This window comes from Agrobacterium vitis (genome assembly GCF_013426735.1).
Taxonomy (GTDB): Bacteria; Pseudomonadota; Alphaproteobacteria; order Rhizobiales; family Rhizobiaceae; genus Allorhizobium; species Allorhizobium vitis_D.
On sequence record NZ_AP023275.1, the window covers coordinates 77,593 to 92,323 of the forward strand.

Consider the following 14,731-nt stretch of genomic DNA (forward strand, 5'->3'; position numbering starts at 1 on the left):
TCAACATTTGGGATCTTGTGGCATGACCAGATTTGCCCGTGATCCTCTTTATCGTCGCCATCGATTTCCAGCCGAGGTGATTGCCCATGCCGTTTGGCTCTATTTCCGGTTTCCGCTGAGCCTGCGGATGGTCGAGGATATGCTGGCTGCCCGTGGCCTCATCGTCTCTCACCAAACCGTGAGGCTCTGGGCGGAGAAGTTCGGTAGACATTTTGCCAATGATATCCGCAAGCGATCTGCCGGCAGGCTCGGTGACAACTGGCACTTCGACGAGATTGTCATCACGATCGCCGGCAAGAAACATTGGCTCTGGCGCGCCGTCGATCAGGACGGTTTTGTTCTCGACGTGCTGTTGCAAAGCCGCCGCGATGCCAAGGCGGCAAAGCGTTTGATGCGAAAGCTTCTGAAAGGGCAATGCCGTGCGCCGCGTGTGATAATCACCGACAAGCTTCGATCCTACGGTGCGGCGAAGCGTGATATCATGCCCGGTATCGAACATCGCTCGCACAAGGGCCTGAACAATCGGGCCGAGAATTCTCATCAGCCTGTCCGACGGCGTGAAAGGATTATGAGGCGCTTCAAGTCAGCGAGGCACCTTCAACGGTTCGTTTCCATCCACGATCCGATTGCCAACCTCTTTCACGTTCCCCGCCACGACATTCCATCCACCCATCATCGCGAATTGCGAGAAACAGCCATGCAAACATGGTACCAAATCGCTGGCATTCAAGCCGCCTAAACCAGAACCTCAACCCCAAATCATGACTGCGAAGCGCTAAGTTTACATTGCCATTTGTACTCCAGAGCACATCAGCAACCTTAGATAAATTTGGCAAAATACAATTCAGCAAAAAATGGGCATTAAATTACCTGTTGTTAATGTGTCTATAGCTAACTTAAGCGCATCACTAATTCGGCCATTCATGAGGCATTGAATGCGACTTCTATCGATTTTTGGTAACGATCTCGCTTATATCATGAAGGCATTCGATCGCTCTCAGGCGATCATTTCCTTTACGCCGGATGGCAAGATCCTCGATGCCAACCAGAATTTCTGCAAGGCGATCGGCTATACCCGCGAAGAGATCGTTGGCAAGAATCATCGCATGTTCGTTGACCCAAAAGAGGCTCAGTTGCCCGAATACAAGGCCTTCTGGAAACGACTGGCCAGCGGCGAGTACGACCAGCGTCAGTACAAGCGCATTGGCAAAGGTGGAAAGGAAATCTGGATCGAGGCGTCCTATAACCCCGTCATTCGCGGTGGCAAGGTGGTCAAGGTGGTCAAAATTGCAACTGAGATAACCGCTTCAAAACACGAAAGCCTGGAGAGTAAAGGTAAGCTTGATGCGCTTTCGCGCGCCCAGGCGATTATCGAGTTCATGCCCGACGGCAAAATCCTGACAGCCAATAAGAATTTCCTCGAGACACTCGGTTACACGCTTGAGGAGATTGTTGGCAAGCATCATGGAATATTCTGCGAACCCGATTTCGTGGCATCGCGCGAATATTCGGAATTCTGGACGAGGCTTGCCAAAGGCGAATACTATAGCGATGAGTTCAAGCGCATCCGCAAAGATGGTAGCCCAGTCTATATACAGGCAACCTATAACCCGATCTTGGACGAGGACGGCAACGTCTTCAAGGTCGTGAAATTTGCGACCGATGTATCCGGGCGCGTCTTGGCGCTGCAAAAGATTGGATCGGGGCTCGAGCGCCTTTCAGACTGCAATATACGTGTTACTATCGACGAACCCTTTGTTGAAGAATTCGAACACCTGCGTCATGACTTCAACGAGTCGCTCGCCAAATTCCAGGAGACGCTGGAAGACGTTTTGTCACAGACCACCATGCTCTCTTCAAAAAGTGGAGACATGAGCGAGAGCGCAAACGGCATTGCCCACCGCTCGGAGCAGCAAGCAGCAGCACTGGAAGAAACCTCGGCTGCACTGGAAGAAATAACTGTTACTGTTCGTGAGTCCGTTGGGAGAACAGCCGAGGCAAGAGACCTGGTTCGAGACGCTCGATCCGCCGCCTCAAAATCGGTTCAAGTCGTCAATTCTACCGTGAATGCGATGGGGCGAATCGAGGCTGCGTCGAGGGAAATCACAAACATTATTGACGTGATCGACCAGATCTCATTTCAAACAAATCTTCTCGCCCTGAACGCCGGTGTTGAAGCAGCGCGCGCTGGTGACGCCGGCAAGGGCTTTGCGGTTGTAGCACAAGAGGTACGAGAGCTTGCTCAGCGGTCAACCAAAGCCGCCAAAGAAATCGCCGTTCTTATCGGCAATTCTTCAAATGCGGTGAAGGACGGTGTGCGCCTTGTAGGCGAAACGGGCGATGCCCTTAAGAGCATCGAAGGCTATGTGCAGTCGATAGATGCAAACATCGATGGTATCGCGTTGGCATCGTCAGAGCAGTCGACCAGTCTCAATGAGATCAACTCAGCTGTGAACTCCCTTGACCAGATGACTCAACAAAATGCTGGCATGGTGAGCAGCATGGGCACCATTGCCGAAGCTGTGGCATCCGGCGCTGCGGAGCTTGAAGCGCTTGTTAAACGCTTCAAGCTCAACCGTCGCGAGTGGATTCGCGAACCGGGTTCAGAGGCAGCAAAGCTTGGTCCGGAAAGCAGGGGGTATGGTAAGAATACGATTTACCAACCCGAGCGTGCTCATCAACAGACGAAAGGCTCTTCTAAGATGAAGCTTGCCTCGTGAGTGTTTCTGAAGAAATTTCGCTATTTCAATGCGGCAGGATGTGAAACAGCACAGAAGGGTGACCCGTTCGAAAAGGTGGGAAGCGCCTGACTTTATCTGCAGAATCGCACCGAGAGTGGGTCATCCTCGGCGCTGTTTCATAGAGATGACGATTTCAATCGAACAGCATATCGAGGAACTCCGACTGGAAGCACGCGAACCGGCAACCAGGTGCGAACGCCGCCAAATCGGGGCTGAACTCGGTCTGGCGCTGGCCGAGCTTGCAGTTATCACGACCGAGCAGGGCGCAACGTCAGCGCGGAGCCTCCTTTCTAGGAGGCTTACATCGTACCGCCGCCGGCAGCCTTTTCGCCTCACGCGTTCAGCGCATCCTTGACGGCCTTGCCGGGTGTAAAGGTCAGCTTCTTCGATGCGGCGATCTTGATCGTTGCGCCCGTGGCCGGATTGCGGCCTTGGCGTTCCGGAGTGTCCTTGATTTTGAATTTGCCGAACGACGGAATCGACGTTTCCGCGCCGGCAAGAGCAGCATCAGTGATATGTTTAAAGACGCTTTCGACAATGGTCTTGGCCTGCGCCTTTGTTAGGCTCTGCTCGGATGCGATCTTGTCAGCAATTTCGTTTGTGGTGGTCATGGAAAGACATTTTCCTTGGGTACGGTGTCTTCCCAGTATCACAATGAAGATGCGGCGGGGAAAGGGGCGTGAGGCACCTCGCGTCTGCAGATCGTCCGAAAATCACAGGAAATTTAGATTCGCGGACTTTTGCGGTATTGCACCGCTTTTTATCGACAACCTGCGGCAGGTCCAGGACGCTGTACGGCCGAATACAACGAGGGCCGTCAATCACCCCGTGGTAGCAGGGCGTTCCAGCGTGATCCACAACCCCTTCGGTGTCGGGCACATGTTGGGGGAAGAAGTCGAAAAATCGTGCTGGAATGGGCAAGAAGTTTTCACGACACTCTTGAGCGGAACATGAGAGTACGGTCGGCAGCGATTGCCATACCTGATACAGTTCCAACGGAGAACGTCACATCGATTGTCTCTGGTACCGTCATGGATGACACGCTGCCGCACGTTGCTGTAGGCTTTAACCCTTTGGAAGCATATTGCCGTGCAGTCCTTTCGCTTGTTAACGAAAGCGGCAATGAACTTGCAGCCCAATATTTGAGGTCAGCACTGAACGTACTTTCGACCCAGCCTGAACGCGAGTGATACCACTGCCAAATCTGCTGTGACACCTCCATGATGTATGCGGACATTTTAACTTTCTGAATTAGCGCTCTATGATAGAATGTATGCACTGACAACAAGGTCCTGATTTGTCAATATTTTGGCGCTTTCTTGCTGGTTTTGGCATATGCCTGGACCCAAGCCACCACGAGGTACACGATGAACAATATCTCCCTAGCAGAGCAGCCGGACTTCGTGGAAACGAGCGCAGCGCTCCTGCAAGCGATGGCGAACCCTGCCCGCATTAACATTCTGATTATTCTGGCTGAAAGAGAGGTTTCCGTCGGCCCGCTCAGTGAACTTGTCGGCTTGAGCCAATCGGCGTTGTCACAGCATCTCGCCAAATTGCGACAGGCTGGTCTTGTGTCGACCCGCCGGGAGGGACACACCGTCTATTATATTTGCAAGTCCAGCGCGGTTCTGCGGGTTTTGGCAATGCTCTCAGAGTTCTATCGGCCTCATCCTACGCATGTTTCGAATGCAGCGAAGCCTTAACATAGTGCCCTGCCAGACTAAGCGTACTTTTTTCGATACTTGAAGCCTCGTCTCTCCTACCCAAGCGATGGTTTGTTCGAGAAGCTTGCCCATCGTGCGGAAAGTTGACCCCTTATTGGATCTTGCCATAGATCTGCGTTGAAGATGAGCAGGCATGTTGAGTTCCAGATGATGGTCGATTTCAAAGGCAGTCACTACCCTAAAGACGTGGTTTTATACGCGGTGGTTTTCTACGTCCGATATGCATTGTCCTATTGTGATCTGGAAGAGATTCTGGCCGAGTGCGGTGTTGCCGTTGACCACGCGACGCTGAACAGATGGGTCGTAAAATATTCGCCGCTTATTGCTTGCCAGGCCCAGTCCCGCAAATCCGTGACCAGCCGTTCCTGGCGAATGGACGAAACCTATATACAGGTCAAAGGCAAGTGGACCTATTCCTATCGCGCTGTTGATAAATTCGGCAAAACCCTTGATTTCATGCTGTCCGAGCATCGTGATGAGGCTGCAGCCAGCGCCTTCTTCGCCCGCACGATCGAAACAGTATCTCAGCCATCATTGAGCAAGTTTATATGGCTCTGTTGCAAAGATTCCTTTTGTGCTGGAAATAGGGGAGATAGTTTTCAGCGAGACTTTTGATGAGCGATGCAAGTGGCGTCATTTTCAGGGCGAGGTGATCTTGTGGGCAGTTCGCTGGTATTGCCGCTATGGGATGTGATCTACCGCGACCTTGAGCAAATGATGGGCGAACGGGGCGTAGCCGTTGATCATTCCACGATTTATCGCTGGGTCCAGAAATATGCCCCGGAAATCGAGAAGCGGCTGCGTTGGTACTGGCGGCGGCGCCAATCAACGAGCTGGCGGGTCGATGAAACCTATGTGAAGGTTCGTGGCAAATGGACATACTTGTACCGCGCCGTTGACAAGTTCGGGAACACGATCGATTTCTATCTTTTGCCGACGCGCAATGCCAAAGCGGCCAAGCGCTTTCTCGGCAAGGCTCTGAATGGTCTGAAAGACTGGGAAAGCCAAGAGTTATCAACACTGACAAAGCCCCGACCTATGGAATTGCCATCGCGCAATTGAAAGCTGAAGGCAAATGTTCCGATGAGCTTGTGCATCGACAGGTCAAATACCTGAACAATGTCGTTGAAGCCGATCACGGCAAGTTGAAATAACTGATAAAGCCAGTGAGAGGGTTCAAGACGCTGAAAACGGCCTATGCGACGATTAAAGGTTTCGAGGTCATGCGGGCGTTACGCAAGGGTCAAGCAGCTATTTTCAACCTTACAAAAGACATCCGCGGAGAGGCCCGCATCGTTGAACGGGTTTTCGGGCTTGGACCAAGCGCTCTGACTGAAGCCGCAGCTCTGCTCGCCCAGAATCTCCAAGCTCGCACCGCTTAACAGCAGAGAATACTGGAATTCCCTCGCCGTTTGAAATCTTTGCAACAGAGCCCTACGAAGCTTGACGAACCGTGATCCAGCGCTATGGGATCTATAATCCCTACACCGGCCGCGGTGCCATCAAAGATCTACTACCGCACGGTCCTCACAATCTTCGGGACATTTTGGCAACCCATATTCTCAAACAGACCGGCTCTTGCGAACAGGCAAGCTATGCGATCCAGGACACCCCGGATGTCGTGCAGCAGCACTATGGGCGGTTTCTGCCGCAGGACAAGGCTGCCCTTGCGGCCCGGATTCTGAATCAGGTACGGGAAGCGGCATAGTTCCTCTCCTCCTATCTTGATGGATATAGCACTTAGTGCTATATAGGCTGATGTCAGAACGAGTGTTCAAAACAGCATGGTTCGCGAAGGCAGCAAAGAAAGCGCGCATCTCCGACAAGGCGCTGTCAACGGCAATCCGTCAGGTAGCCGTTGGACAGGCCGACGATCTTGGCGGTGGCGTTTTCAAGAAGCGTCTCAACGACAACATGCATCGTTCAATCGTTCTGGCCAAGGCCGGCGAGTTCTGGGTGTTCGCCTATCTTTTTGCCAAGAAGGATCGGGCCAAACATCGATGACAACGAGCTTCTAGCGTTCCGGAAGCTTGCTGATCTCTACCGCCGCAAGACGCAAGCCGACATCGAGGCGGAACTCGAGACCGGTGCCCTATTGGAGATAGACCATGGCGATTAATCGCAAGTTCAAGAGCGATGCTTTCGAGGCAATCCATAGTGCTGTCGAAGGCATGTATGCGGCTGCGACCATCGACAAGGAAACGATGCGGACCTTCGATGAAGATTGCCTAATTATCCCCCAGGAGCTTACGCCTGAGGAGATCAAGGCGCTCCGGGAGACGAACCATGTCAGTCAGCCCGTCTTCGCCCGCTATCTAAACACCAGCCAGTCGACGGTGCAAAAATGGGAGACCGGCGCCAAACGGCCTAGCGGGCCCGCGCTAAAGTTGCTTTCGCTTGTGCAGAAGCACGGACTGCAGATGCTTGCGTGACGGAAACTCCGTTCGACGGGTGCGAATTCCATTTTTGTCTTTTTTCGCCTTGAAAGGAGCCGAACCAACGGCCCTGCTCCCAACAGCATCTGTCCGCATAAAACTCTTTAGCCCCGACATTAGCCTAACTTTGGCGGAACGCCGCCTTGTGGCCTGGAGCCTCTCACCCCGCCCGATATCATAGTGCGGTCGCTATCGTTTTGAACTCGGGTTCGACCGCATTGGCGAATAACCGTATCCGATCGGGCCTCCTACAGCGGTGGCAAGCGGCGCTTGACGGACTGACCCTTGATCACCGCCGTGCTGGTGACGGCATGGTCGGACAGCCCTTCTAGCACCGCGTCCATCTCCTCGACAGACCGCACAACCAGCCGTGCCAGAAGCAGGTCCTCTCCCGTGATCCGGTCGCATTCGACGATCTCCGGCGTCTCCTGAATGAGCTTTTCCACCAGATGCAGCTTACCCGGCAGCGGCCGGATGCGCACCAGCGCCCGGATCGCATAGCCGAGCGCGCGTGTGTCGGTCTCCACGGTAAAGCCGGCGATAATGCCCGTGGCCTCCAGACGCCGAACCCGCTCAGCCACACTCGGCGCCGACAGGCCGACCAAACGACCAAGTTCGCTCATCGACAACCGGCCTTGCGCGTCGAGCGCCGTCAGCAGGTGCGCGTCGATGGCATCGAGAGCAGAGTTTTCGGATCGAAGGGAATGGCCGTCTTTTGCTTTCGTCATGCAGTTCAGATTAGCGGCTTCGCCTTCGATCCGCCATGGATTTCGGCCGACGATCCGGCGATGCTGAACACCTCTCGTTCCAAGGCTTTCCATCATGATCATCGGCATCCTCTTCGGGCTCGCCACCTGCGCGTTCTGGGGCCTCACATTCGTCGCCGCGCGCGCGGTCGCGCCCTTTACCCCCATCGATCTTACCGTTTCGCGCTACGGCCTGTTTGGCCTCGTCTCGCTTCTGCTGATGCTGCGTCCCCGCTTCCGCTCGGTCGCGCTCAGTCTGCGGCAATGGTGCATCGGTCTTGCGCTCGGCGGGCTTGGCTATGTCGGATATTTCGTCAGTGCTGCCCTCGCTGTCGGTCTTTCCGGACCGGCCATTCCGCCCCTCGTCACCGGACTAGTGCCGGTAATCCTGCCACTGATCGCCAATCTCAGCGATAAGGCCTTGGCCTGGCGCAGGCTGGCAAGCCCTCTGCTGTTGATCGCCTGCGGCATCGCCTTCGTCAATCTCGGCACGTTCGCAGATGTGGCGTTAGAAGGCCGGGCAAAAGTTCTGTTTGGCGTGGGCCTGTCCTTTGCGGCCCTCGCTGTCTGGGTCGTCTATGGACTGGCGAACTCCGCGATCATGCGCAATGACGGAAATGCGCCCGACAGTCTCGCCTGGACGGGCGTTCAGGGCATTGGCGCTCTGATCGGTAGCATCCTGTTGCTCCCCTTCACATCGCTCGGCGCGCAGACCGCGTTCACGCCGCCGCAGGTCGAGTCGTTCATCCTCTGGTCACTGCTGATGGGCCTTGCCGGATCATGGCTGGCGACCGTGCTATGGGTGGTCGCTTCGCGCCGCCTGCCTCTGTCGCTCGCCGCTCAATTGATCGTCGCGGAGACAGTCTTCGGCCTTGGCTATGGCTTCCTCTTCGAGGCACGTCTGCCGACATTGGCAGAGGCAACAGGCGCAGGACTGCAAATCGCAGGCGTTTGTCTCGCCATCGCCTTCTTCACCTCAAGCTGCCGCAACGGGATGAGCGGGGCCTGATTTCAGCGCTTTGGATCAGGCTTCATCCTCGTTCGAGCACTCGGTTCGACATCCTCGGAAGCCTGAGCCTGCACTTGGAGCGACGGGCTTGGCTAAAGCAGCATCTTTAAACGCCCGGATCGCAATGACGACACCTGCGGTTAGCACCGCGATCCCTCCAGCCTCCATCAGTGTCGGTAGTCGCATTTGATCAATCTTACCCACGATGGCACTGTAAAGTTAACCTGGCATCGATCAACATTTGGGATCTTGTGGCATGACCAGATTTGCCCGTGATCCTCTTTATCGTCGCCATCGATTTCCAGCCGAGGTGATTGCCCATGCCGTTTGGCTCTATTTCCGGTTTCCGCTGAGCCTGCGGATGATGGCGTCGAGGCCGGGACGGAGCTGCTTTTTCAGCTCCGTGGTCAGGTCCTCTTCGATCCCGCAGGCATCCGCAATGGCCGCCCAGTGGATGCGGCCATTCAGCAAGGGCGGTGACTTGCGATAAATGATCAGGCTGACGAGGTAGGGCTTGATATTCTCTAAGGTCCGTTTGGATGTGGCCGGTGCAATGCGCACCTCACAGAATTCCGAGATTTTTCGTTGAAACTGACGTGAGGCAATATCTTGTTTTGGCATGCTAATATTCCTTCTCGGCCCCAATGCCGAGGACGAGCCGAAATAGAAGCTCTCGTTTAACAAAGGATGTAACGTCCAGAGCGAACAGGTACTCAGGTGACGCATGTCTTAAAGGCCCAGTGAAGCATCTATACGCATGGGCCATGCCTTCGAACAAAGCGGTATGCCTAACTGGAAATATTGTCAGCTTCGTGCTACATAAAGCTAAATTCTGTAGCGCGAAGGGACCACATGCCCACTCCCCATCAACCATCGGCAGCTGTCAGGCGGGCTTTGCGAAAGCTTGGTGCGGATATCCAGGATGCTCGCCGCCGCCGTAAGTTGCCGATGGCAGTCGTGGCAGAGCGAGCCTTTACCTCTCGCTCCACGCTACAAAAGATCGAGGCGGGCGACACGAATGTCAGCATCGGAATCTATGCGGGCGTCCTTCAAGCTCTCGGTCTCCTCGACGGGCTGACCCAGCTTGCTGACATCAGCAACGACAGCGTCGGCCAGGCGCTTGCCAGTGCGGATCTGCCGAAGCGTGTTCGCCTGAAGCCCGCGTCGGGATCGTCTCGCGATGACTGACTTCGAGGCTCATATCGACCTTGCTGGAGAGACTCGTAGAATTGGTCTTGCGAGGAGCAATCGCATCCGCGGCTCCGAGACCATACTGTTCGAGTATGACGATGCCTGGCTGAAGGATCCTGATCGCTTCTCGCTGGAACCCGCGCTTGCATTGACCCGTGGGGCCTTCGCTCCGCCGGCAGGATTGGCGACGTTCGGATCGATCGGCGACTCCGCCCCCGACACCTGGGGACGACGGCTCATGCAGCGCGCCGAGCGTCGCAGTGCGGAACGCGAGGCGCGAGCTGTTCGCACCCTCGCCGAAAGCGACTACCTGCTGGGCGTCGCCGACGAAACCCGTCTCGGCGCGCTTCGATTCCGGTGGGTCGGGGAGGAGGTCTTCCAGGCTCCGATCCAGACCGGCGTTCCGGCCGTCATCGAGCTTGGTCGGCTTCTGCAGATTACTGAGCGCATTTTGCGTGACGAAGAGACTGACGAGGACCTCCAGCTCATTTTCGCTCCCGGTTCGTCACTGGGCGGCGCTCGACCGAAAGCATCTGTCATCGATCAGCATGGCCATCTTTCCATCGCCAAGTTTCCAAAAGAGACCGACGAGTACAGCATGGAGACCTGGGAGGAGATCGCCCTCCGACTCGCCGACCAGGCCGGCATCGCCACTCCGCAACACCAGCTTATCGAAGTGGCCGGAAAAGCCGTCATGTTGTCTCGTCGCTTCGACCGCAACGGCGCCATCCGCGTTCCATTTCTGTCAGCGATGGCAATGATGGGCGCCAGGGATGGCGAGCGCGGCAGTTATCCGGAAATTGTCGATGCGCTCGCCGAGCACGGGGCGCAAGGGAAGAGCGACGCCCATGCTCTTTATCGGCGCGTGGTCTTCAACGTGCTGATCTCCAATGTTGATGATCACCTGCGCAACCACGGATTCTTATGGTTGGGGAAAGCTGGCTGGTCGCTGTCGCCGGCCTACGATCTCAATCCTGTTCCAACCGATCTCAAGGCACGGGTGCTGGCCACCAATATCGACCTTGACGAAGGCACGTGCTCGCTTGATCTTCTGGAAGCTGCATCGGGATATTTTGCGCTCACGCTGGCTCAGGCACGCGTCATTATCAAAGAGGTCGCAACCGTTACCTCTACTTGGCGAGATACGGCCAAGGCGATCGGCGCGCGGAATAGCGAAGTCAATCGCATGGCCAGCGCCTTCGAGCACGAGGACCTACAGCGAGCGCTTGCTTAGTTTTATTATGTAAGTGCAGCGAGCAGGCATGGAATTCTCGGTTTCGGCATGAGTTTTTTTTCGCTAAGAGCAGCCTGTTGGTTTTCACGCGGAACTGAGCCCCCCTTATCTGCCTAACCGGAGTTCTGCGTGGAAACCAACACTCAAGGTTACCGGTACAATCACCTCGGAGGTTCTGACGGCTTTCGGGATTGCGGCAGTAGTAGGATGCGGCATGGGCATGAAGGTAAGTCCAGAATTCTAAATTCGACAGATCTTCGTACGAATAACCGTTTTCAAAACAGCGTTTTCAGGCTGCCTACGTCGGAATGCACAAGGGCTGTCGAGCAACTCAATGAAGCTTCTGATTTTGCAACTGAAGCGTAGCAGTTTTAACGGGTCAAAGGTTCAGGTCGGTTCAAGACCAAAGGTGCAGCTCGACAACGCGAGAATTGAGCCACGTCAATCCACCGTTCTACAGCCGCGCCGCTGAGGCCGGGTCGATTGCTTTGACTTCTACGGCCACGTTCATTAACAGGAAGGCGTTCGACCCGCCTATGAAACTCCCTGAAACCGGAACGGCGTGGGCGATGTCGCGGGTCACCGCGACTGGGATGAGGTTGGCGCCGCCCATGCTGCGGTTCGTCGGGTCGAGTGTGATCCAGCCGGCGCCGGGGACGAAGACCTCCGCCCAGGCATGCGTCGATCCACTATCGGTCGATCCTGTGAGTGCTCTGTTCGGATTGAACAGATAGCCTGAAACGATGCGAGCGCCGAAACCCAGGCTGCGCACAGCCTCTGCGAACAAAACGGCAAAATCCCTGCAGGAGTCCCAACCCCGATCGAGGGTCGTCAGCGGCGCCTGCGTGCCTTCCTCTTCCCGGCTCTGGTACGAGATAGAAGACGCGATGCCCAGACTGATGTCTTTGAGGAGGGACAGGGTATCCGTCGGTTCGCCAGCGACGAACCCGCGCACCCACGTTCGAAGCCGCTGGTCGACATCGTCAAATTGTTGAACCGCGAGAGCTCCGAGATCAGTCCAGTCACGATCGGCGTAGAGGAATGGGTAGTTGATCGCAGACGCTGCGATGTCGAACACGGGCCATGCCGACGCAGTCAGGTCGACGGTCGCCAGACTGTCCACCACGAGGCTGTCACTGTGGGTCCGAAACGTCGCCGAAGCGATCGCGTTTCCGAATACGTCGTCGACCAGCTCAGTTCAGCCTCAGGAGACGTCGAGATGTCATGGCCCAGCAGCTTCAGCTCCCGGCCCTCTCCGGGCCGGAGCATAAGGCGGTGCACCAGCAGCGATACGTCCTCTCGAAAACTGTAGGTCGTGCGGTGATGAATGGTGAGCATCGGCATGGAACAGACCTCCTCGGGCCATGGTGAGGCAGACCGTTGCTGGGAAACACGATGAACGCGATCCGTGTCTTCGACACACTGCGCCAGCCTAAATTATCGAATTAGCCCTGCGGCGCGAAGCGCGTCGTTGATAACCTTGCCGACGCCGTGATCATGTCGATCGCCGACGTTATTCACAGCGCCTGGTTTTGCATATGCCATTGCCTTGGCGATAACATTTTCAATGCCTGAGGGAATCGCGTCGTGCTTCAAGTCAGGGTTGAATACCGCCTCGGTTGCGGCGACATCGGCATCGTCGGCAAGGCCCCATGTCCTGGCAATGCGCGTCGTCGAAGAAATTCCGGCCTCCAGCATGAACGGTCCGGAGTGCCCCAACGGGGCTTTGGCTGCGAACGACAGGGGAACACCGTGCGCCATTCCCTTGATGAGATAAACCTCCATGACCGCTTTGCCGCTTTCATCGAGCCAGGCCTTACGGCTGTGGCCATTGACGGACTCGATCAAGTCCGGTGTCGCGGAGATCTGATGCATGCCGCCCCACTGATGGGCAATCTGCTCGGCATTGATCGGCTTGACCGTCTGGTCGTGCGTCCCGTGCCAGACAGAAATCGGCGGCCATGAACCCCAGCTGGAAGCTGCGGACATCAGGGCCGATTGAAGCTGACTTTCGCTCGGCGGGTTATGGCCCCGCATCCGTTCGAAAGCCTGACCCACTCCTGAGGCCGTTCCGTAAGGAAGCCCGCCAATGATCGCGCCGCCGGCAAACAATTCGGGATAGGTCGCCAGCATGACGTTCGCCATCGCGCCTCCGGCCGACAGTCCCGTGATGAAGACACGTTCAGGATCTATCCCCTGCGACTCGATGACGTGCCCGATCATCTCCCGGATCGCAAGAGCTTCGCCCTGATCACGCCGGGTGTCGCCCGGCTCGAACCAGTTGAAACACAGATTGGCGTTATTGGCGCGCTGCTGCTCCGGAAACAGGACCGCGAATCCCTTCTCTTCCGACAGCTTCGACCAACCGGAGCCATGATCATAAGCTGCAGCGTTCTGCGTGCACCCGTGTAGGACGACGACGAGCGGTGTTTTCGGAGCCAGGATGGTCGGCAGATAAAGCCAGCACTTCAGCTTACCGGGGTTCGCTCCGAAGTTTTTCACTTCGATCAGTTGCCGTGAATTGGAGGTTAACGTCACTTCCGTCTCCTTTGCCCGTCTTGGCTCAAGGACTATAAGTGGGTACGAATGCTGCGCTGCACAAATTTTTTCGAGAGGAGATTAAACCGAGCGACTCGCTCAAACGAATTGCCGGTCACTGATCGCTTCCTTGACCGTGGCCGAGTCGAAAAGCTGGGCGACCGGTTTGGTCCGCGTTGCTTCCAGTTCGACGGCTTCGCCGTCCGGAGGTAATAGATGGCGGTGGCGCGGCGCAAATCGACCGCATAGCCGTCAAAGCCGGCCTCGATCAGTGTGCCGACGATCTGCGGGAAGGTCATGGTGCCCGATTCCGCGCCCTCAAGGCAAGTGCGGGCCACATTTTCCCATTTGGTCGTCATGTCAGTGTCCTTTCGTGGTGAGATGTGAGGGTGTCCGTCATCAATAGACGGGCATGGATTTGAGACCGTGTTTCTCTACGATCTCCCGCAGGGTGCAGAGCAGAACCGCGCGGTCATCCGGTGCCAGGTGATCGAAGAATTCGGCATCGTTGAGGTCGGCCAGCGCCGCCAGTTTCGGCACAAGGGCGCGGCCAGCGGACGCGAGTGAAAGCGTCTGGGCCCGCCCGTCCTCCGGATCGGCGACGCGCACCAGCATCGATTTGGCGATCAGCCGGTCGGCCAGCTTTGAGATGGCGCCGCGTGTCATGCCCATACGCTCAGCCAGACGGCTCGGAGCAAGGGCTTCGTCCTCCAGTAGATGGCGCATCAACACCCATTCCGCCACCGTCACACCATGCGCCTCAACCTTGCGGGCAAAGGCTTGCGAGACGTGGTTGGAGACGTGGCGTAGCCAGTAGCCGAGATGGGCGGTCAAGTCCGACGCGGGTTGGATTGACGGCATGGGGCTCTCCAGTGATTGACAAGGAAACTATATCAGGAAAGTTTCCTTGTCAATCATACTCTTGTGCAGACGGCGCCGCGGTCTGCCTTTGATACAGCGGGCGAGTGATACAGCGGGCGAGGCTTCAAGACCGAAGAGAATGAGGTGTTTCTGCACAGGCTGCCCCGCGACGCCCCATCAGCCTCTTACCGGGGTTCCTTGGGAAGAACGATATGATCCACTCGTGGTGCAATGAGTCGCAAGTGAATTGGT

The 14,731-nt window shown here is 56.2% G+C and carries 12 protein-coding genes and 7 pseudogenes; 12 read left to right on the forward strand and 7 right to left on the reverse strand.

Going from position 1 to position 14,731, the window contains the following annotated elements; translation table 11 throughout:
• The first annotated feature begins 22 nt into the window (after nucleotides 1-22).
• Nucleotides 23-739: an IS6 family transposase gene (locus H1Y61_RS24375; RefSeq protein ID WP_180575598.1), complete on the forward strand. Its 717-nt coding sequence runs from the start codon at nucleotides 23-25 to the stop codon at nucleotides 737-739.
• A 196-nt stretch (nucleotides 740-935) separates the two neighbouring features.
• On the forward strand, nucleotides 936-2,720 hold the full coding sequence (locus H1Y61_RS24380; RefSeq protein ID WP_156557643.1) for a methyl-accepting chemotaxis protein: 1,785 nt from the start codon (nucleotides 936-938) through the stop codon (nucleotides 2,718-2,720).
• Nucleotides 2,721-3,073: 353 nt separating this feature from the next.
• On the opposite strand, the gene H1Y61_RS24385 is transcribed toward H1Y61_RS24380, so the two are convergent.
• Nucleotides 3,074-3,352, reverse strand: a complete 279-nt coding sequence (locus H1Y61_RS24385; protein ID WP_156557640.1) for an HU family DNA-binding protein — start codon at nucleotides 3,350-3,352, stop codon at nucleotides 3,074-3,076.
• Nucleotides 3,353-4,108: 756 nt separating this feature from the next.
• Between H1Y61_RS24385 and H1Y61_RS24390 the strand changes: the two genes are divergently transcribed.
• The 6 genes and pseudogenes from H1Y61_RS24390 to H1Y61_RS24415 all read left to right on the forward strand — a co-directional run bounded on the left by H1Y61_RS24390 (nucleotide 4,109) and on the right by H1Y61_RS24415 (nucleotide 6,897).
• Entirely contained in the window at nucleotides 4,109-4,444 is a 336-nt protein-coding gene (locus H1Y61_RS24390; protein WP_156557637.1) for an ArsR/SmtB family transcription factor, read from the forward strand.
• A gap of 171 nt (nucleotides 4,445-4,615) precedes the next feature.
• Nucleotides 4,616-4,996, forward strand: a pseudogene (locus H1Y61_RS24395) (IS6 family transposase); the annotation flags it as partial.
• A gap of 61 nt (nucleotides 4,997-5,057) precedes the next feature.
• Nucleotides 5,058-5,847: pseudogene (locus H1Y61_RS24400) on the forward strand (IS6 family transposase).
• A gap of 65 nt (nucleotides 5,848-5,912) precedes the next feature.
• A pseudogene (locus H1Y61_RS24405) lies at nucleotides 5,913-6,173 on the forward strand (hypothetical protein); the annotation flags it as partial.
• A 50-nt stretch (nucleotides 6,174-6,223) separates the two neighbouring features.
• A pseudogene (locus tag H1Y61_RS24410) lies at nucleotides 6,224-6,584 on the forward strand (type II toxin-antitoxin system RelE/ParE family toxin).
• Entirely contained in the window at nucleotides 6,574-6,897 is a 324-nt protein-coding gene (locus H1Y61_RS24415; protein WP_156557634.1) for a helix-turn-helix domain-containing protein, read from the forward strand. Before H1Y61_RS24410 ends, H1Y61_RS24415 begins: the two are co-directional and overlap by 11 nt.
• 251 nt (nucleotides 6,898-7,148) lie before the next feature.
• Here H1Y61_RS24415 and H1Y61_RS24420 read toward each other — a convergent pair whose 3' ends face one another.
• Nucleotides 7,149-7,628: an Lrp/AsnC family transcriptional regulator gene (locus tag H1Y61_RS24420; RefSeq protein ID WP_180575613.1), complete on the reverse strand. Its 480-nt coding sequence runs from the start codon at nucleotides 7,626-7,628 to the stop codon at nucleotides 7,149-7,151.
• 94 nt (nucleotides 7,629-7,722) lie between these two features.
• Here H1Y61_RS24420 and H1Y61_RS24425 point away from each other — a divergent pair, with 94 nt between their 5' ends.
• Nucleotides 7,723-8,655, forward strand: a complete 933-nt coding sequence (locus H1Y61_RS24425) for a DMT family transporter (protein ID WP_156557631.1) — start codon at nucleotides 7,723-7,725, stop codon at nucleotides 8,653-8,655.
• Nucleotides 8,656-8,911: 256 nt separating this feature from the next.
• Nucleotides 8,912-9,022 (forward strand): annotated as a pseudogene (locus H1Y61_RS24430) (IS6 family transposase); the annotation flags it as partial.
• Here H1Y61_RS24430 and H1Y61_RS24435 read toward each other — a convergent pair.
• Nucleotides 9,007-9,276, reverse strand: a pseudogene (locus H1Y61_RS24435) (hypothetical protein); the annotation flags it as partial. The pseudogenes H1Y61_RS24430 and H1Y61_RS24435 overlap by 16 nt on opposite strands.
• 231 nt (nucleotides 9,277-9,507) lie before the next feature.
• On the opposite strand from H1Y61_RS24435, the gene H1Y61_RS24440 reads away from it, so the two are divergent.
• Nucleotides 9,508-9,843 (forward strand): helix-turn-helix domain-containing protein, encoded by a 336-nt coding sequence (locus H1Y61_RS24440; protein ID WP_012650504.1) that lies wholly within the window; start codon nucleotides 9,508-9,510, stop codon nucleotides 9,841-9,843.
• On the forward strand, nucleotides 9,836-11,080 hold the full coding sequence (locus H1Y61_RS24445; RefSeq protein WP_156557628.1) for a type II toxin-antitoxin system HipA family toxin: 1,245 nt from the start codon (nucleotides 9,836-9,838) through the stop codon (nucleotides 11,078-11,080). The genes H1Y61_RS24440 and H1Y61_RS24445 overlap by 8 nt, the downstream gene beginning before the upstream one ends.
• Before the next feature lie 454 nt (nucleotides 11,081-11,534).
• On the opposite strand, the pseudogene H1Y61_RS24450 reads toward H1Y61_RS24445, so the two are convergent.
• The 4 genes and pseudogenes from H1Y61_RS24450 to H1Y61_RS24465 form a co-directional block, all read right to left on the reverse strand.
• A pseudogene (locus H1Y61_RS24450) lies at nucleotides 11,535-12,424 on the reverse strand (transglutaminase family protein).
• 93 nt (nucleotides 12,425-12,517) lie between these two features.
• Nucleotides 12,518-13,618: an extracellular catalytic domain type 1 short-chain-length polyhydroxyalkanoate depolymerase gene (locus H1Y61_RS24455; RefSeq protein ID WP_174113313.1), complete on the reverse strand. Its 1,101-nt coding sequence runs from the start codon at nucleotides 13,616-13,618 to the stop codon at nucleotides 12,518-12,520.
• A gap of 32 nt (nucleotides 13,619-13,650) precedes the next feature.
• Entirely contained in the window at nucleotides 13,651-13,977 is a 327-nt protein-coding gene (locus H1Y61_RS24460; RefSeq protein ID WP_180575599.1) for a DUF1398 domain-containing protein, read from the reverse strand.
• Nucleotides 13,978-14,017: 40 nt separating this feature from the next.
• Nucleotides 14,018-14,479 (reverse strand): MarR family winged helix-turn-helix transcriptional regulator, encoded by a 462-nt coding sequence (locus H1Y61_RS24465; protein ID WP_174113312.1) that lies wholly within the window; start codon nucleotides 14,477-14,479, stop codon nucleotides 14,018-14,020.
• Nucleotides 14,480-14,731 lie beyond the last annotated feature (252 nt).